The following is a 17,228-nucleotide window of genomic DNA, read 5'->3' on the forward strand; positions in this document are numbered from 1 at the left end:
CGAGAAAGTGCAAGGTCACCCCCTCTCCTGGCCTCCGCTCCGGCCACCACGTGGGCTTCACCGGAGAAGCTGTGGATAACTCCTGCACGTGATCCCGGATCCGGTCCACACTGGACCATGCGCGCCAGCCCCCTGCCACCTCAATTGAGGGGCACGTCCTTCACGCTTCAAGAGGCGCTGCGCGACGGCACCCCCCGCAGCCGGTTGTACGCGCGGGATCTCGAGATCACCACCAACGGTTTCCGCCGCCCGGCAGGGGTTCGCCTCCGAGCCGCCGAAGAGGTCAGGGCCCTCGCCGCGCTGCGCCCGAAGGACACGTTCGTCCTGTTCACGGCGGCCGCCTTGCAAGGCGTTCCCCTCCCGCGCCGCCACGAGTCGCTGTGGCCCGTCCACCTCAGCAGCCCTCCCGGCACCGCACCGGCCCGCCGTCGTCGGGTCGTCGGCGTCAGTCTCGACCTCGCACCCGACGAGGTCCGCGTCCTCGACGGCCTCCGCATCACGACCGCCGCGCGCACCTGGCTGGACCTGGCCCGGGATCTGAGCCTCGAGGAACTGGTCATCGCCGGGGATCATCTGGTCTGCGCTCATCCCCAGGGGTTCCCGGCGCCCCGTATCCCGTGGACGACGCCGGCGGCCCTGGCGGAGATGCTTGAACGGCATCCGCGGGCACGGGGCGTCGTCACGGCCAGAAGGGCTCTGGGGCTGGTCCGGATCGGCGCCGACTCTCCTCGGGAGACGCGGCTCCGCCTGGCCCTTGCGGCGGCCGGCCTGCCGGAACCCGAACTCAACGTCATGCTCCGCGGCGGATTCGGGCAGCCGGTCCTCTGGCCGGACGGCGCTTATCCGGCGCACCGGATCTCACTCCAGTACGACGGCGAGCCCCACGCCGCCGCCCGGCAGCACCGCCGGGGCATCGACCGTGCCGCGATCACCGAAGCGCTCGGCTGGACGGAGGTGCGGCTCGGGGCGGCTGATCTCCACGGAACACCGCCCCGGGCGGTGTTCCGTGTCCGGCAAGCCCTGCTCCGGGCCGGCTGGCGACCAGGGGAGCTCGCCTGACACCTCCGTGCGCCACGCCCCTGGCCGTCGCCGCCGTCGACCTTGCACTTTCTCGGGTCTCCCGGCGCTGAGCCCCGAGAAAGTGCAAGGTGAACCACGCCCACGGTCGACCACACGCCGCGCGGAACCACGGGCGGAGTGAGCTCCGTCCCAGGCCACCGCGGGGGCTTGCTCCACTGGATAGGATGGAACTCATGAGCGAAATGTTCTTGGAGAAGTACCGCACGCTTGTCCCGAAGTACCTGGCAGACGAATGGCAGGAAGAGGACGGCATCCCCGAGGCTGAGCTCGACGCTGCCCTGGCCGGGCTGAAGCTGACGCTTCCTCAGGCCATGCGAGAGTTCTACCTGGCCCTCGGCGGCTGCGAAGACATCATGGAGGCCTACCACTACTTCTGGGACCCGGAAGAGCTGGAGGTCGACGACGAGGGCTTCCTCATGTTCCTGGAGGACGAGGACGAGAGCTACACCTGGGGCATCCGAGTGGGCGACCTCAGCGTCCCGGACCCGATCGTCTGGCGGAAGAACAACGCCCGTGGCGAATGGAAGAGCGAGGACGGCACCTTCTCCGAGTTCACCTTCGACATGCTGGCCTGGGCGTTCGAGGACGACGAAGAGTCCTGACTCTCACTTCTCCCCCGGGGCGTGAATTTTCAGTGAATGACTGGACTGCATGACAAGAACCGTCATAAGCTGACCTCAGGAATCGCCCCCTCCTAAGGTGGTTCTTTCGGGGGCCCTTCCAAGCAGCCCCTGATTTTCCAGGAAACAGGCCCGTCGGACAGATATCCCCCCTAGATGTCCTGCGGGTCTGTTTCGTTGTCCGGCGTGGATTAATTCCGGTTCACACGATGACATCCGGAAACAGGACATCCCGGCACGGTCCAGAACCATGCCGGGATGCTGTCACGGAGTGTCAATATGCAACGGCCCAGGTGGGAGCCGCCGTAGGCTCAGGCGGTGCGCTCCACCACGGCCAGTGCGAAGTTCGCCAGGGACTCCTTGACCACGCCTTCGGGGAGCGGCTCCAGAGCGGCCATGGCCTCATCGGCCCAGCGACGGGCCACGGCCCACGACTGTTCGGTCACCGGGTGAGCGCCCAGCGCGGCGACGGCGGCGGCCAGCGCCTCATCACCGCTCAGGTCACCGTCCACCAGCTCAAGCACTTCGGCGGCGGAGGCGTCGCCGTCGCGGGCGGCCTCACGCAACAGGAGGACCGGCAGGGTCGGAACGCCTTCGCGGAGGTCGGTTCCCGGAGTCTTGCCGGACTTCACGCGGGCGCTGGTGACGTCGATGACGTCATCGGCCAGCTGGAACGCGACGCCCAGCTTCTCGCCGTACTCGACCAGGACGTTCTCCACGGTCTCGTCGACGCCGGCGAAGATCGCGCCGAGCTGTGCGGACGCGGCCACGAGGGAGCCGGTCTTGTCCGCGAGCACCTGGATGTAGTGCTGCAAGGGGTCCTCGTCCTCACGCGGGCCCACGGTCTCGTGCAGCTGGCCGAGGCACAGCCGCTCGAAGGTGCGGGCCTGGATGCCCAGCGCGCGGCCGCCGAGCTCGGAGACCAGGATGGAGGCGCGGGCGAAGATCAGGTCCCCCGTTAGGACGGCCACCGAGTTGCCCCAGACCTCGTGGGCGGTCGGCGCACCGCGGCGTACGGGCGCGGAGTCCATGACGTCGTCGTGGTACAGCGTGGCCAGATGGGTCAGCTCCACCACGACGGCGGCCTGCAGCACCTCGGGACGGGTGTAGTCGCCCAGGTGCGAGCACAGGAGGGCCAGGAGCGGGCGGATGCGCTTGCCACCGGCTTCCACCAGGTGACGCGAGGTGGCGTCCGCCAGGGGATCGGAGTTCGCGATGGCCTCCCGCAGCATCTTCTCCACCCGGGCCAGATTGGTGGTCAGCGCGGGGCCGATCACCTGATCCTCGGAGATGGCGGCGAAGCCACGCGGCAAGGTCAGTCCGGTGGCGATGGCCGTGGTGCTCGGCTCGGGTTCCACGACGTCGGGAAGTCCGTGTCCGGCGTGCGTCCAGGTGCGGTCTGCGGGTGTGCTCACGGTTAAAGCCTAACGAGTCGCGGGGAGGGTCTGGGACGCACGGGGGGCGGGCGCCGTTCCGGTGTTCGACGTGGCTGGCACCAGTCGTTCGAGCAGAGCGATCACGGAGTCCTCGAAACGCCCCGAGCGGGGGTCCGTCAGGTTCGCGAGCATGCGCACCACGAACCGCATCAGCGCGGGCAGCGGCATGCCGGTGCGCAGAGCGAGTTTCATGATCCGCGGGTTGCCGATCAGGCGGGCGAACACCCGGCCGAGCGTGAAGTGGCTGCCCCATTCGTCGCGCACCTGGGTGGCGTAGGCGGCCAGGCCGACGTCGAGCGCACGCTGTGCCGCACCCGCCGAGGTGGCGCTGCGGGCGGCGCGATCGGCGTCGATGAGGTGTTCGGCGGCGAAACGCGCGGACTCCATCGCGTAGGAGATGCCCTCGCCGTTGAACGGCGAGACCATGCCGCCGGCGTCGCCGAGGAGCAGCATCCCGGGAAGGTGGTGCGGGGTGCGGTTGAAGCCCATGGGGAGGGCGGCGCCGCGGATCTCGCCGACCAGGTTCTCCTCACGGTAGCCCCACTCGCCGGGCATGGCGGCGACCCAGTCGCGCATGACCTGCTTGTAGTCGAGGCGACCGAACTCCTTGGAGGAGTTGAGGATACCCAGGCCGACGTTCGACGTTCCGTCACCCACACCGAAGATCCAGCCGTAGCCGGGCAGGGGCTTGCCGTCCTTGCCCGGGAGTTCCAGCCAGCCCTCCATCCAGTCGTCCTCGTGCCGGGGGCTCGTGTAGTAGCCGCGCACGGCCACGCCCAGGGGGCGGTCGTCGCGCTTGGCCACGCCGAGGGACACCGCCGTGCGGGTCGAGTTGCCGTCGGCAGCGAGCACGACGTCGGCGTGGAAGTCGCGCGTCTCGCCGGTCTTGCGTCCGCGCTCGTCGAGGATCGCGGCCCGGGCGCCGATGACGCGTCCGGAATCGTCGCGCAGCGCTTCGGTGACGGAATGGCGTTCCAGGACGGTGGCGCCCGAGGCCTCCGCGTGACGGGCCAGTGCCTCATCGAAGCCGAGGCGTGTCCGGATCAGGCCGTACTGCGGGAAGTCGCCGACCTCGGGCCAGGCGAGCTCCACCTGGCGGCCGCCGGCGATCAGGCGCAGGCCCTTGTTGCGACGCCAGCCGTCGACCTCCTCATGGGGCAGACCGAGGCGCTGGATCTCACGCACCGCACGCGGGGTGAGCCCGTCACCGCAGACCTTCTCCCGCGGGAACGACGTCTTCTCCAGGACCGTGACCTCATGGCCGTCCTGGGCGAGGTAGTGCGCAGCGGTGGACCCGGCGGGACCCGCACCGACAATGAGAACGTTCACCGGGCTCCCTTTAGCGCGCGGCGGGCGCCGGGCGTGCGGTGGAGGCTGCGGCGTCGTCGGTCAGAGGCTTGACGCCGCGGTGCACGGCGACGATGCCGCCGTTCAGGTTGCGGTAGGCGACGTCCTCCCAGCCGGCGTCCTGGAGCCAGTGGGCCAGTTCGTCCTGGTTCGGCCAGGCGCGGATCGACTCGGCCAGGTAGACGTAAGCGTCCGGGTTGGAGGACACCTTGCGGGCGATCGCGGGGAGCGCGCGCATGAGGTACTCGGTGTACATGGTTCGCCAGACGGGAACAGTCGGGTGGGAGAATTCCGCCACGACGATCCGGCCGCCGGGGCGGGTGACGCGGAGCATCTCGGCGAGGGCCTTGCGCGGTTCGTTCACGTTGCGCAGGCCGAAGGAGATGGTGCAGGCGTCGAAGCTGTCGTCCTCGAACGGGAGGTTCATGGCGTCGCCGGCCACGAAGTCGATGTCCGGGCGGCGGCGCTTGCCGACCTTGAGCATGCCGAGGGAGAAATCGCACGCCACGACGTCGATCCCGGCGTCCGCGTACGGCTCACTGGAAGTGCCGGTGCCGGCCGCCAGATCGAGGACTCGCTGCCCCGGAACCGCGCCGACCGCATCGAAGACGATCTTGCGCCACCGCCGCGTCTGCCCGAGGGACAGGACATCGTTGACCACGTCGTACTTCGGCGCAACATCGTCGAACATGGTGGCTACTTCTTCGGGGCGCTTGTCGAGCGAGGCTCGGATCGGTGTGCTGCTCACCGTCTCATTGTCGCAAACATTCGCGACGACCACGGATTCCGTGTGACCACGCTCTCCACACGACGGTTCGGAGAGGGCGGACGGAACAGGCCCTGAACAGGACAAAGCGCAGTTCGGGAGTACCCTTGTTCCATCATGAGCAGCACGCTGAAGAGCACCACCGTACCTCTGGGCGAGGACGCCTCCGAGGACGGTCTGGCGGCTTTCCTCGACGGCCCTCATGCCCCCGCCGTCGCACTGAGCTGGATCCGCCGCGGTTCGGGCCTCCTCGGCTTCGGCGAGGTGACCCGCTTCGAGGTCTCCGGCCCGGAACGTTTCATGCTCGCCGAGCAGTGGTGGCGCGCCTTGTCCCTCACGGCGCAGGTCGACGACCCCCTCAGCCTTCCCGGCACCGGCCCCACCGCGTTCGGGTCCTTCGCGTTCTCCAAGACGTCCGGCTACGCCTCGCGCCTCGTGGTGCCCCAACTCGTCATCGGCCAGCGGAACGGCCTGCGCTGGGCGACGCTGTCCACGCTCGCCGAGTCCGCGCCGTCCGAGGATGAGGTCCGCGACGCCGTCGAGCGGCTGCTCCCCCGTCCGAAGTCCTCGGACGACGACGCCGCGCAGCGCCCCGCGCTGGACGCCCCCATCCGCCCAGGCTCGCTGAGCGAGGCGGAGTGGATGACCGCCGTCGAGGAAGGTGTGGCGCGCATCCGCTCGGGCGCGGTCGAGAAGATCGTCCTGGCCCGCGACGTCGAAGTGGACCTGCCCTCCGCCGTGATCCCCGAGAACGTCCTGGCCCGGCTGGCGCGCCAGTACCGCGAATGCTGGACCTACCGGGTGGACGGCTTCGTCGGGGCGACCCCGGAGATGCTCATCCAGGTGGTGGGCCGCACCGCCCAGGCCCGCGTCCTCGCCGGCACCCTTGACCGTCGCGACGCGGTGGATCGCACGGCGGAGGAGGACGAGACCGCCTACGCCGAACGCGTGCTCGCCGGTTCGGTGAAGCAGCGCCACGAACACCAGATCGCCATCGATTCCCTGGTCAACGCGCTGGAACCGTTCTCCGAAGCCACCGACGCCCATGAAGAGCCGTTCATCCTGGAGCTGCCCAATGTGTGGCACCTCGCCTCCGATGTGAAGGCCGAACTCCTGGACGCCGAGGGGCACATCCCGTCCTCCCTGGCCCTGGTCAACGCCCTCCACCCGACCGCCGCCGTGTGCGGGACTCCTACCCTCCCGGCGGGCGCGATCATCCGTGAACTGGAGCACCTGGACCGCGGCCCTTACGCCGGACCGGTGGGCTGGCTCGACGCCGCCGGGAACGGCGAGTGGGGCATCGGACTGCGCGGTGGGCTCCTGGACGGGTCGACGGCGCGGCTGTTCGCCGGCTGCGGCGTCGTGGAGGGGTCGGTCCCCGAGTCCGAGCTCGCGGAGACCTGGGCGAAGTTCCGCCCGATGCTGGAGGCTCTCAACGTCGCGTCCTGAGGGGTGACGCGGGCGGGTTCTCCCGGCGTTCCACGCGGCGACCAGTCACTCAGCGACGCTTCGAGTCCTGCCCTTCCCGCGCTCACTTCCTTCGGCGCGACTGGCGCTGTGCCGCAGGAGGGTGTGCCGACGTCGTCGTTTTCCGAAGCATGTCTTTCGCGTCTGGAATACCGGACACAATGGCGTTTCGAATTCCCTCCTGAAGACCGATCTGCGCTTTAGTGATGGGAGTCACAGTGAGAGGCGGGGCTGAAGAATTTACCGTCAGGCAACATTCCAGGCTTGTGCTTCGCGGCGCGACGTTGTCCAATAGTCAATGCAAGTTGACTGTGACGCACCTCTCAGTGCGTGACTACACTTAAGCGGACTCAACTCCAGGTCCCAGCGCAACAAAGGGTAAAAATCATGATGTTCAACCGCTCCCTCTTCGGTAGCACCAAGGTCAAGACGGCAGCCGTACTGGCCATCGGCGCGCTGGCACTCTCCGCCTGCACCAATGCCTCCGAGACGGCAGACAACGGTTCCAAGCCGTCCTCCGGCTCCTCCAGCGCTGCGACGTTCGATCCCAGCACCGTCCAGAAGGACGACGCCCTCGCCGCCAAGGTCCCGGCCGCCATCAAGTCCAAGGGCACCCTGGTGGTCGGCTCCGACACCAGTTACGCCCCGGCGGAATTCCTCGACGCGGACGGCCAGACTCCCATCGGCTACGACGTCGACATCGCTAAGGCGATCGGCGCGAAGCTCGGCCTGAAGGTCCAGGTCCAGACTGCTGAGTTCACCGGCATCCTCCCCGCGCTGGGCCCCAAGTACGACCTGGGCATCTCCTCCTTCACCATCAACAAGGAGCGCCTCCAGGCCGTCAACATGGTCAGCTACTTCAAGGCCGGTACCACCTGGGCCGTCAAGAAGGGCAACCCCAAGGGCTTCAGCCTGGATGACGTCTGCGGCAAGTCCATCGGCGTCCAGACCGGCACCGTCCAGGAGGACCCGGATCTGAAGGACCGCAACAAGAAGTGCGTCGACGCCGGCAAGAAGCCGGTCGACATCGTGACCCTGAAGAACCAGACCGACGTCACCACCCGCCTGGTGAACGGCTCCATCGACGCGATGGCCGCCGACTCCCCCATCATCGGCTACGCGCTGACCCAGACCAACGGCCAGCTCGAGAAGATCGGTGACATCTACGACGCCGCTCCCCAGGGCGTGACCGTGGCCAAGGCGGACACCGCTCTGGCGACCCTGGTCCAGGACACCCTGAACAGCCTCATCGCGGACGGCTCCTACAAGAAGATCCTCGACGCCTGGGGCAACTCCGAAGGTGCGATCACCAAGTCCGAGCTGAACCCGGCTCCGGCCGCGTCCTGATCCGCTCTCTCCCCAGAAGCTCAGGTAGATCATGAGTCACAAAGACGACGCACCGGTGCTGAATCGCTCAGTGCCGGTGCGGCACCCGGGACGCTGGATCAGCGCCATCATCATCATCGGTGCAGCGCTGGCGTTCATCAGCACCTTCTTCACGAACCCCAAGTACGACTGGGACATCGTCGGTAAGTACATCCTCGATGTGCGCGTGGTCCAGGGCATCGGATGGACGCTGCTGCTCACGGTGGCGTCGATGGCTCTGGCCATCGTGCTCGCCATCCTGCTGGCCATCATGCGGCAGTCCGACAACCCGGTGCTTCGTTGGACAGCCTGGTTCTGGGTGTGGTTCTTCCGCGGCACCCCGGTGTACACCCAGTTGATCTTCTGGGGTCTGGTGACTGTCCTGTACCCCGTTCTGAGCCTAGGCATCCCGTTCGGGCCGGAACTCGTCCACGTGGTGCTCTCCGACCCCACCAAGGGCCTGATCCCGGCCATCCTCGGCCTCGGTCTGAACGAGTCCGCCTACCTGGCGGAGATCTTCCGTGCCGGCCTGAAGTCCGTGGACAAGGGGCAAACGGAGGCCGCACAGGCACTCGGCATGTCCAACGGCAAGATCATGTGGCGCATCGTGCTGCCGCAGGCCATGCGCATCATCGTGCCTCCGACCGGCAATGAGACCATCGGCATGCTGAAGACCACGTCGCTCGTTCTCGCCGTGCCGTTCACCCTCGACCTGACGTTCGCCACGAACGCTCTGGCCAACCGCCTCTACACCCCGATCCCGTTCCTGATCATCGCCGCCTTCTGGTACCTGGTCATCACCAGCATCCTCATGGTGGGTCAGCACTACATCGAGAAGTACTACGGCAGGGGCATCGACGGCGGAGCCCCCGAGGTCATCAACCCGGACGCGCTCAAGGCTGCCGCCGCAGGCCAGGGCGTTCCGACTACCGGCGCGCACACGTGAGGACCGAGGCTGAAATGAACACCGCTGAGAACAAGCCCCTCGTCCGCATCGAGGGCCTGCACAAGTACTACGGCCACCACCATGTCCTCAAGGGCATCGACATGACGGTGAAGAAGGGTGAGGTGGCCGTCGTCATCGGGCCCTCCGGTTCTGGTAAGTCGACCATGCTCCGCTGCGTGAACCTCATGGAGACGATCAGCGCCGGCCTCATCCACGTGGGCGACCAGCTGATCGGCTACCGCGAGAAGAACGGCCAGCTGCACGATCTCAAGGACAAGGAGATCGCCGCCCAGCGCCAGAACATCGGCATGGTGTTCCAGAAGTTCAACCTCTTCCCCCACATGACCGCGCTGGAGAACGTCATCGAGGCGCCCATGCAGGTCAAGGGTCAGAGCAAGGCGGTCGCCAAGAAGCGGGCCGCCGAACTCCTGGAGATGGTGGGACTCGGGTCGCGTATCAACCACTACCCGTCCCAGCTTTCCGGGGGCCAGCAGCAGCGCGTGGCGATCGCCCGGGCGCTGGCCATGGACCCCGAGGTCATGCTCTTCGACGAGCCCACCTCGGCCCTGGACCCTGAGCTCGTGGGTGATGTGCTGAACGTGATGAAGGACCTCGCCAAGTCCGGCATGACCATGATCGTGGTGACTCACGAGATCGGCTTCGCCCGCGAGGTCGGCGACACCCTGACGTTCATGGATGCCGGTGTGGTGGTGGAGTCCGGTGACCCCCGGGCGATCATCGCCGCCCCGCAGCACGAACGCACCAAGGAGTTCCTGAGCCGCGTGCTCTGACGCGTCCCTCTCCTCTGATCGACTGCTCCATACGATGCCGTTTTCCCCGATTTTCCGGGGATTCCGGCATCATATGGAGCAGTCGATCGGCGTTTAAGGAGTCACCACGACGGCGGGCAGGCGATGTCCCCGGCCGGGATGACCGGCTTGCGCACGCCCTCCGCTCCCGCGACGGCGACCGTGAGACGGAGGCACACGGCGTCGCGCCCGTGGACGAGGAAGCCGCCCGGCCACCACGTGTACGGCGTCACGGACGCGGGGCACGCGGTGAACGTGATCGAGGTGTTGCCATCCCGGGCGCCGTACTGCGCCACGAGGCCGACCGTCCGTTGCTGGTCCGGTGCCACGGTCACCGTCACAGTGCGGCCCGGCGCGCACGAAGAACGGGTCCTTCATCCACTGGACTCCCGCGTCGAACTCAGGGGTGGCCGAGCCGGAGAAGTTGTCCCGGATGAAGAGCGGGTCGAGGGAGATGACCTGTCGCGTCGGATCGAAGTCCTTGGCATCCGTCTGGCCCTGCCGGCAGCCCGCGTCGTAGTGACCGGCGGGCGGGGCGGCGCTGGTGGCGACCGGCGTCGCGGTGTCAGACGACGACGGCGGCGCACTACCTGCGGTCGACGCACCATCCGGAGTGCATCCCGTCAGGGTGCCGGCGGCGAGCAGCGCTGCCGCAAGCATGAGTCGCCCGATCCCCGAGACGCTCCGTCCCCTTGTTCCCCCCATCATGCCCTCAGGCTACGCCGACGCTCCGGCTCCCGGAACCCCCAGTCCCACCTCATCGGCTGCTCCATACGATGCCGAAATCCCCGGAAATCCGGGAAAAACGACATCGTATGGAGCAGTCGATGGAGGGAGAGGGGTCAGAGGGCTTCGCGGATGCGGGCGTGGAGGTCCCGGAGGCCGTCGCGCGAGCACCGGACCTCCAGCACACTGCGGCCCCGCACCGGTTCCGCGAGGGCGGCGTCGAGTTCCGCCGTCGACGTCACGGCGCGGTGCGGCACGCCGTAGGCGGCGGCCAGCGCGTCGAGGCGGACGGTGTGCGGAGTGCCGAAGAGGCGTTCGACGGCGGACTCGTAGCCCCCGCGCAGGCCGCCGTGTTCGAGGGTGCTGAAGATCGCGCCGCCCTGGTCGTTGAGGACCACCACGCGCAGATCCGGCTCGTCCTCCCCCGCACCGAGGAAGAGCCCGCCGGCGTCGTGCAGGAAGGTGACGTCGCCGCAGAGCAGCGTGGTCTCGCGGCCCGACCCCAGGGCCACGCCGACCGCCGTCGAGGTCATGCCGTCGATCCCGGCGAGGCCCCGGTTGGCGTGGACCGTCGCCAGGGGTTCCAGCGTGGGAGCGGCGGCGAGGTCGGCGTCGCGGATGCCGTTGGACGAGCCGAGCACGAGCTGCCCCCGGGTGGCCGCCCACACTGCGGCGGCGACCGCCGGACCCGTCAGGCCGGGTTCCTGGGCGAGCACCTGCTCAATGCCGTGCTGGGCCTTCTCGCCCGCCAGCAGCCAGGTGTCGAGCCAGCCCTCCGGCGCGCGCCCGGCGAACTCGGAGAGCTCCCGCAGCGTCGCGACCGGGCGTTCGAGGCGGCGTCCCGGCTGGTACCAGGCCACGGGGACCGGTTCGTAGAGCGCCAGCGGGATGTCCTGGCGTGCGAGGAGCGCCGTGACGGGACGGGACAGCGTCGGGCGCCCGAACACCACCACCCGTTCCAGCGGCTCGGCCGCCTCCGGGCCGAAGCGGTCCAGCAGGAGCCGGTACGGCCCCACGGCGTTCGGGCCGAAGCGGGCGTTCGAACTCGGCTCGGCGGCCAGCGGCAGCCCGTGGGCGCGGGCGAACGCCTCGGCGATCGGCCCGGCGTCGTGGCCGGCCAGCACCAGAGTGCGGTGTTCGGCGAGGCCGTCCGGGGCGTCGTAGTGGATCGGCGCGGGGTCCGGGGCGAAGTGGAACGGCCTGCGCTCGGAGACAGCGGGGAACTCCGCGTCCGCTCCGGGCAGCAGCGGGTCACGGAAGGCGAGATTCACCTGGACCGGGCCGGGCGGCAGCTCTTCGAAGGCGCCGGTCGCGGCGCTCAGGGCGGTCCGGACACCGCGCTGCGGGTCGTCCCCGGCGGGCACGTCCACGGCGAACCGCGCGTGCTCCCCGAACAGGTCCATCTGCTCCGTGGTCTGGCTGGCGCCGGTGCCGCGCAGTTCCAGGGGCCGGTCCGCGGAGAGCACCACGAGCGGCGCCGCCACATGGTCGGCCTCCATGACCGCCGGCAGAAGATTGCCCACGGCCGTCCCGGACGTCACGACGACGGCGGCCGGGGCCCCGCTGCCCAGGATCGCGCCCAGCGCGGTGAAGGCCGCCGCGCGCTCGTCGATCCGCACGTGCAGGGTGATGCGTCCCTCGGCCTCCGCTTCCGCGAGCGCATACGCGAGAGGCGCCGACCGCGAGCCCGGGGAGACGGCCACGTGCCGCACACCGCCGTCGAGCAGTTCAGCGACGACGATCCGGGCGGAGGCGAGGGCGGAGAGCTCAGTCACCAGACCAGTGTAGTGAGCGGCTTCGGGCGCGCTCACGCCGCGCCGTCACCGCTCTCCCGTGCCCCGGACAAGACCCGCGTAAAGGAAGTGCAAAGGTTCCCTCCTCACGCATCAAGGAAGCGTAAAAGGCGGCGTCAACGGCCCCGCACAGGACTTCACTGATGGTGTGGGCCGCGGCGCGGTCCAGGGTGCGGCGTGAACCGCGCCCAGTGCGAATGTCCGCCCGAGCCGGGCGGCGAAAGGAACGTGAGATGGACGACGTGATCGCGGTAGGGGTCTTCGTGCTCCTGTCCGGCGCCATGGTCTGGCTGGCCAGTGCGATCGACAAGGTGGTGGGACGGAAATGACCGTCGACGTCCTGGTCTGGGCGCTCCTGGGGCTGGTGGCGGCAGCGCTGCTGGTCTACCTGGTGGTCTCCCTCATCTCTTCCGACAAATCTTCCGACAAGGGGCAGTGATGCAGTACTCCTGGCTGTCCTTCGTCACGCAGATCGCCGTTCTGCTGTTGCTTCTGGGCGTGCTCCACAAGCCTCTGGGCCTCTACCTGCACGCCGCGCTGGAGGGCCGTAAGGACTCCCGCGTGGAGCGGGTCCTCTTCCGCCTGTCCGGGGTGTCCTCGTCCCGTGAACAGGGCTGGCTCGGGTACACCCGCAGCGTGCTCGCGTTCTCGGTCGTCTCCGTGCTGGTCATCTACCTGCTGCTCCGGCTCCAGGGGCTCTGGAACCCCGGCGGACCGGGCGCGGTGGATCCGTGGACCTCCATGAACACCGCCATCTCCTTCGTCACCAACACCAACTGGCAGGTGTACGTCCCGGAGACGACGCTCGGATTCGGCGCCCAGATGGCTCTGCTGGCCGTGCAGAACTTCCTCTCCGCGGCGGTGGGCATCTGCGTGGCCGTGGCCCTCATGCGCGGCCTCACCCGCTTCGGCACCAGCCACCTGGGCAACTTCTGGGCCGATCTGGTCCGCATCACGCTCCGGGTGCTGCTGCCCCTGGCCGTGGCGGGCGCCCTCGTGCTCGTGGTGGCCGGCGTGGTCCAGAACTTCTGGAGCGGCTCCGTCACGAACCCCTTCACCGGAGCCTCTCAGACCCTTCCCGATGGCCCCGTCGCGAGCCAGGAGGCCATCAAGCTCCTCGGCACCAACGGCGGCGGCTACTTCAACGCCAACTCCGCACATCCGTTCGAGAACCCGAACTCCTTCACGTCCCTCTTCGAGGTGTTCCTCATCCTCCTGATCCCCTCGGCGCTGCCGTACGTCTTCGGGCGCATGGCCGGCGACGCCCGTCAGGGCTTCACGGTGCTGGGCGTGATGGGCGGCCTTTGGGCCCTCACGACGACGGCGATGGCCTGGGCGCTGGCCGCATTCCCGGGTGCCGGCGAGGGTCTGGAGCAGCGCTTCGGCCCGGCGGCGAGCGGTGTGTTCGCTTCCGCCACCACGCTGACGTCCACGGGCGCCGTGAACGCGGCGCACGACTCCCTGCCGCCCCTGGCCGGCGGCCTGGCCATGGTCAACATGATGCTCGGCGAAGTGGCTCCGGGCGGAGTGGGGTCCGGGCTGTACGGCATGCTGGTGATCGCCGTGGTCACGGTGTTCCTGGCCGGGCTCATGGTCGGCCGCACGCCCGAGTACCTGGGCAAGAAGGTCCAGGCCCGGCACATGACGATCGCAGCGCTCTACCTCCTGGTGGTGCCCGTCCTGGTCCTGGTCCTGTCCGGCATCGCCGTGCTCGTCCCGGGAATCCTCTCCCAGGCGCCGGCCCAGGGTCCCCACCAGTTCAGCGAGGTCCTGTACGCCTTCACCTCCGGCGCCAACAACAACGGCTCGGCGTTCGGCGGCATCACGAGCTCGGGCCCGGCGCTGGCCACCATGCTCGGCATCGCCATGTGGCTCGGTCGCTTCGTGGGCATCGTGCTGGTGCTCGCGCTGGCAGGCGCGTTCGTCACCCAGCCCCGCGTTCCGGCGTCGGCCGGCACGCTTCCCACCCACGGCGGCCTGTTCGCCGTCATGCTCAGCACCGTCGCGGTCCTGCTGACCGCCCTCAACTACCTCCCGGCCCTCGCGCTGGGCCCGCTCGCAGAAGGCACCCTGTCATGAAGACCGCACTCGACGACACCACCACCCGGCCCGCAGCCGCTCCCGCACCCCGCGAGGAGGAGCTCTCCGGCCACAGCTACAAGCGCCGCAGCAGCTGGGACCGCAAAACCCTGCTGGGTGCGGTGCCCCTGGCCCTGAAGAAGTTCTCGCCCCGGGCCATGGCCCACTCCCCGGTCATGTTCACCGTCCTGGTGGGCACGGCGGCCTCCCTCCTGGTCTGCGTGGGACAGTTCGCCTCCGGCTCGCCGGAGGCCGGGTTCAGCCTGGCCGTGACCGTGTGGCTGGCCCTCACCGTCCTCTTCGGCAACTACTCGGAAGCCCTCGCCGAAGGCCGCGGCAAAGCCCAGGCAGACAGCCTGCGCGCCAGCCGGGAAGGCCTGAAGGCCCGGAAGCTCCACGGGGCCGGCGAGGAGATGGTCGCGGCGTCCGAACTCCACCGGGGTGACCTGGTGGTGTGCGACGCCGGAGACGTCATCCCCTCCGACGGCGAGATCGTCGAGGGCCTGGCGATGGTGGACGAATCCGCCATCACGGGTGAGTCCGCCCCCGTGGTCCGTGAGTCCGGCGGCGACCGCTCCGCCGTGACGGGCGGCACCACGGTGCTCTCCGACCGGATCGTGGTCCGCATCAGCGCCGAGCCGGGGGCGACCTTCCTGGACCGCATGATCTCCCTCGTGGAAGGCGCCGAACGCAAGCGCACCCCCAACGAGATCGCGCTGCACGTCCTGCTCGTGGCCCTGACCATCACGTTCCTGGTGGTGACGGTGACCCTGGTCCCGTTCTCCCAGCTCGCCGGAGCGGTGCCGAGCCCCATCGTCCTGGTGGCCCTCCTGGTCTGCCTCATCCCGACCACCATCGGCGCCCTGGTGCCCGCCATCGGCATCGCCGGGATGGACCGCCTGGTGCAGCACAACGTCCTGGCCACGAGCGGACGCGCCGTGGAGACGGCCGGGGACATCACCACTCTCATGATGGACAAGACCGGCACCATCACCTACGGCAACCGCCGGGCCGTCGAGTTCATCCCCGCCCCGGGAGTGGCTCGGGAGGAACTGGTGGAGGCCGCACGACTCTCCTCGCTCGCCGATGAGACCCCGGAAGGCCGGTCCATCGTGGAGCTGGCCGAGAGCACCGGCGCCGCCCCCGCACAGGGGCGGCCAACGCTGGAGGACCTGTTCAGCGGTCCGGACGCGGCCGAGGCCGTGGAGTTCACCGCGGCGACCCGGATGAGCGGCCTGGACCACCGCGGAGTGAAGGTGCGCAAGGGGGCGGCGGCCGCCGTCGGGCACTGGGCCGAAGACGGCGGCAGCGCGCTTCCCGGCGCGGTGTCCGCCACCGTGGAGGAACTCTCCCGGCGGGGCAGCACCCCGCTGGTGGTCGCACGGCAGGACGCCCGGGGCGGCGTGGAGGTGCTGGGCACCGTGGAACTGGCCGATGTGGTGAAGCCCGGCATCGCCGAACGGTTCTCCGCGCTGCGCACCATGGGCATCCGCACCGTCATGATCACCGGTGACAACCCCCTGACCGCGGCGGCGATCGCCGAGCAGGCCGGGGTGGACGACTACCTCGCCGAGGCCACTCCGGAGGACAAGCTCGCCCGGATCCACGCGGAACAGGCCGCCGGACGGCTCGTGGCCATGACCGGCGACGGCACCAACGACGCCCCGGCGCTCGCCGCCGCGGACGTGGGGGTCGCCATGAACTCCGGGACGCAGGCCGCCAAGGAGGCCGCGAACATGGTGGACCTGGACTGCGGATCCCACTAAGCTCCTGGACATCGTGGCGATCGGCAAGCAGCTGCTCATTACGCGCGGTTCGCTCACCACCTTCTCCGTGGCGAACGACGTCGCGAAGTACTTCGCGATCATCCCGGCCCTGTTCACCGTGGCGTACCCGGGCCTCGGGCTGCTGAACATCATGGGCCTGCACTCCCCGCAGAGCGCGATCCTCTCCGCCGTGATCTTCAACGCCCTGGTGATCGTGGCCCTGGTGCCGCTCGCGCTCAAGGGCGTGAAGTACCGCGCCGTGAGCGCCCAGAACGCGCTGCGGCGCAATCTGCTGGTGTTCGGCGTCGGCGGGCTGATCGCACCGTTCCTCGGCATCAAACTCATCGACCTCGTGGTGGCTCTGCTGCCCGGACTCGCGTAGGAGCACCTCATGACCGCGACATTGCGACAATTCCGCGTGGCCTTCGTCCTTCTGGCCCTGCTCACCGTCATCCTGGGCGGACTGTATCCCCTGGCGGTCTTCGGGCTCGGGCAGTCGATCGCCCCGGCGCAGGCCAACGGCTCCGTGCAGAGCGTGAACGGTTCGCCCGCCGCCTCCTCGCTCCTCGCCCAGCCCGTGCCGGAGACGGACCGCCGGTTCTTCTTCCCGCGGCCCTCCGCCGTGAGCTGGGACCCGAAGACGTCCTCGGCGACCAACCTCGCCCCCACCGCCGCCGCCCTGAAGGAAGCGAAGGACGCGGCTCGCACCGCCGTCGCGAACCGGGAGGGCGTGGACCGCTCGGCGGTTCCGGAGGATGCCGTGACATCGTCCGCCTCCGGCCTCGACCCGGACATCTCCCCCGCCTACGCGGCGCTGCAGGCGCCGCGCGTCGCCCGTGCCACGGGGCTGCCCCTGGCCGAGGTGCAGACCCTCATCCAGCAGTCGACCACCACGGGAGTGGAGACCTTGCTGGGCCAGGAATCGGTCAACACCACGACGCTCAACCTGGCGCTGGGGAAGCGGCTGCAGCCGGCTCCGTCGCAGGCCGGGAGCCACTAGTGGACCGCCCGAGGGTCACCCGTACGGT

At 69.1% G+C, this 17,228-nt stretch carries 14 protein-coding genes and 1 pseudogene; 10 read left to right on the forward strand and 5 right to left on the reverse strand.

All coding sequences use genetic code 11. The annotated features are described in order from the left end of the window. Positions 1-117 precede the first annotated feature (117 nt). Positions 118-1,059, forward strand: a complete 942-nt coding sequence (locus QFZ52_RS12525) for a hypothetical protein (RefSeq protein WP_307497923.1) — start codon at positions 118-120, stop codon at positions 1,057-1,059. A gap of 194 nt (positions 1,060-1,253) precedes the next feature. Continuing rightward, on the forward strand, positions 1,254-1,682 hold the full coding sequence (locus tag QFZ52_RS12530) for a hypothetical protein (RefSeq protein ID WP_307497924.1): 429 nt from the start codon (positions 1,254-1,256) through the stop codon (positions 1,680-1,682). 329 nt (positions 1,683-2,011) lie between these two features. Here QFZ52_RS12530 and QFZ52_RS12535 read toward each other — a convergent pair whose 3' ends face one another. The 3 genes from QFZ52_RS12535 to QFZ52_RS12545 are packed head-to-tail and all read right to left on the reverse strand — an operon-like array spanning position 2,012 to position 5,216. Beyond that, positions 2,012-3,115 (reverse strand): polyprenyl synthetase family protein, encoded by a 1,104-nt coding sequence (locus QFZ52_RS12535; RefSeq protein ID WP_307497925.1) that lies wholly within the window; start codon positions 3,113-3,115, stop codon positions 2,012-2,014. 9 nt (positions 3,116-3,124) lie between these two features. After that, positions 3,125-4,465: a geranylgeranyl reductase family protein gene (locus tag QFZ52_RS12540; RefSeq protein ID WP_307497926.1), complete on the reverse strand. Its 1,341-nt coding sequence runs from the start codon at positions 4,463-4,465 to the stop codon at positions 3,125-3,127. A gap of 10 nt (positions 4,466-4,475) precedes the next feature. Then, positions 4,476-5,216: a demethylmenaquinone methyltransferase gene (locus QFZ52_RS12545; RefSeq protein WP_261372188.1), complete on the reverse strand. Its 741-nt coding sequence runs from the start codon at positions 5,214-5,216 to the stop codon at positions 4,476-4,478. A 150-nt stretch (positions 5,217-5,366) separates the two neighbouring features. Between QFZ52_RS12545 and QFZ52_RS12550 the strand changes: the two genes are divergently transcribed. The 4 genes from QFZ52_RS12550 to QFZ52_RS12565 all read left to right on the forward strand — a co-directional run bounded on the left by QFZ52_RS12550 (position 5,367) and on the right by QFZ52_RS12565 (position 9,818). Next, positions 5,367-6,698, forward strand: a complete 1,332-nt coding sequence (locus QFZ52_RS12550; protein WP_307497927.1) for an isochorismate synthase — start codon at positions 5,367-5,369, stop codon at positions 6,696-6,698. A 405-nt stretch (positions 6,699-7,103) separates the two neighbouring features. Further along, positions 7,104-8,063 carry an ABC transporter substrate-binding protein gene (locus QFZ52_RS12555; RefSeq protein ID WP_307497928.1) on the forward strand — a complete coding sequence of 320 codons (960 nt, stop codon included), beginning with the start codon at positions 7,104-7,106 and terminating at the stop codon, positions 8,061-8,063. A gap of 31 nt (positions 8,064-8,094) precedes the next feature. Next, positions 8,095-9,027, forward strand: a complete 933-nt coding sequence (locus tag QFZ52_RS12560; RefSeq protein WP_307497929.1) for an amino acid ABC transporter permease — start codon at positions 8,095-8,097, stop codon at positions 9,025-9,027. A gap of 14 nt (positions 9,028-9,041) precedes the next feature. Then, a complete protein-coding gene (locus QFZ52_RS12565) occupies positions 9,042-9,818 on the forward strand; it encodes an amino acid ABC transporter ATP-binding protein (RefSeq protein ID WP_307497930.1) in 777 nt (258 codons plus the stop codon). 101 nt (positions 9,819-9,919) lie between these two features. Here the strand turns inward: QFZ52_RS12565 and QFZ52_RS12570 are convergent, their stop codons facing one another. Both QFZ52_RS12570 and menD read right to left on the reverse strand, forming a co-directional pair. After that, positions 9,920-10,171, reverse strand: a complete 252-nt coding sequence (locus tag QFZ52_RS12570) for a hypothetical protein (protein ID WP_307497931.1) — start codon at positions 10,169-10,171, stop codon at positions 9,920-9,922. A gap of 507 nt (positions 10,172-10,678) precedes the next feature. Continuing rightward, entirely contained in the window at positions 10,679-12,337 is a 1,659-nt protein-coding gene (gene menD, locus QFZ52_RS12575; protein WP_307497932.1) for a 2-succinyl-5-enolpyruvyl-6-hydroxy-3-cyclohexene-1-carboxylic-acid synthase, read from the reverse strand. A gap of 343 nt (positions 12,338-12,680) precedes the next feature. Between menD and QFZ52_RS12580 the strand changes: the two genes are divergently transcribed. The 4 genes and pseudogenes from QFZ52_RS12580 to QFZ52_RS12595 all read left to right on the forward strand — a co-directional run bounded on the left by QFZ52_RS12580 (position 12,681) and on the right by QFZ52_RS12595 (position 17,200). Then, a complete protein-coding gene (locus tag QFZ52_RS12580) occupies positions 12,681-12,794 on the forward strand; it encodes a potassium-transporting ATPase subunit F (protein WP_278267232.1) in 114 nt (37 codons plus the stop codon). Beyond that, positions 12,794-14,434, forward strand: a complete 1,641-nt coding sequence (gene kdpA / locus QFZ52_RS12585) for a potassium-transporting ATPase subunit KdpA (RefSeq protein WP_307497934.1) — start codon at positions 12,794-12,796, stop codon at positions 14,432-14,434. The genes QFZ52_RS12580 and kdpA overlap by 1 nt, the downstream gene beginning before the upstream one ends. Continuing rightward, positions 14,431-16,582, forward strand: a pseudogene (gene kdpB, locus QFZ52_RS12590) (potassium-transporting ATPase subunit KdpB). Before kdpA ends, kdpB begins: the two are co-directional and overlap by 4 nt. Before the next feature lie 9 nt (positions 16,583-16,591). Continuing rightward, positions 16,592-17,200, forward strand: a complete 609-nt coding sequence (locus tag QFZ52_RS12595) for a potassium-transporting ATPase subunit C (RefSeq protein WP_307497935.1) — start codon at positions 16,592-16,594, stop codon at positions 17,198-17,200. Positions 17,201-17,228: the final 28 nt, after the last annotated feature.

The organism is Arthrobacter woluwensis, from assembly GCF_030816155.1.
GTDB classification, from domain to species: Bacteria; Actinomycetota; Actinomycetes; order Actinomycetales; family Micrococcaceae; genus Arthrobacter_E; species Arthrobacter_E woluwensis_A.

What these genes read in the sequence shown, in the direction of transcription:
- QFZ52_RS12525 (WP_307497923.1), top strand. Translation starts at nt 118, where the DNA reads ATGCGCGCCAGCCCCCTGCCACCTCAATTGAGGGGCACGTCCTTCACG.
- QFZ52_RS12530 (WP_307497924.1), top strand. Translation starts at nt 1,254, where the DNA reads ATGAGCGAAATGTTCTTGGAGAAGTACCGCACGCTTGTCCCGAAGTAC.
- QFZ52_RS12550 (WP_307497927.1), top strand. Translation starts at nt 5,367, where the DNA reads ATGAGCAGCACGCTGAAGAGCACCACCGTACCTCTGGGCGAGGACGCC.
- QFZ52_RS12555 (WP_307497928.1), top strand. Translation starts at nt 7,104, where the DNA reads ATGATGTTCAACCGCTCCCTCTTCGGTAGCACCAAGGTCAAGACGGCA.
- QFZ52_RS12560 (WP_307497929.1), top strand. Translation starts at nt 8,095, where the DNA reads ATGAGTCACAAAGACGACGCACCGGTGCTGAATCGCTCAGTGCCGGTG.
- QFZ52_RS12565 (WP_307497930.1), top strand. Translation starts at nt 9,042, where the DNA reads ATGAACACCGCTGAGAACAAGCCCCTCGTCCGCATCGAGGGCCTGCAC.
- QFZ52_RS12580 (WP_278267232.1), top strand. Translation starts at nt 12,681, where the DNA reads ATGACCGTCGACGTCCTGGTCTGGGCGCTCCTGGGGCTGGTGGCGGCA.
- kdpA (WP_307497934.1), top strand. Translation starts at nt 12,794, where the DNA reads ATGCAGTACTCCTGGCTGTCCTTCGTCACGCAGATCGCCGTTCTGCTG.
- QFZ52_RS12595 (WP_307497935.1), top strand. Translation starts at nt 16,592, where the DNA reads ATGACCGCGACATTGCGACAATTCCGCGTGGCCTTCGTCCTTCTGGCC.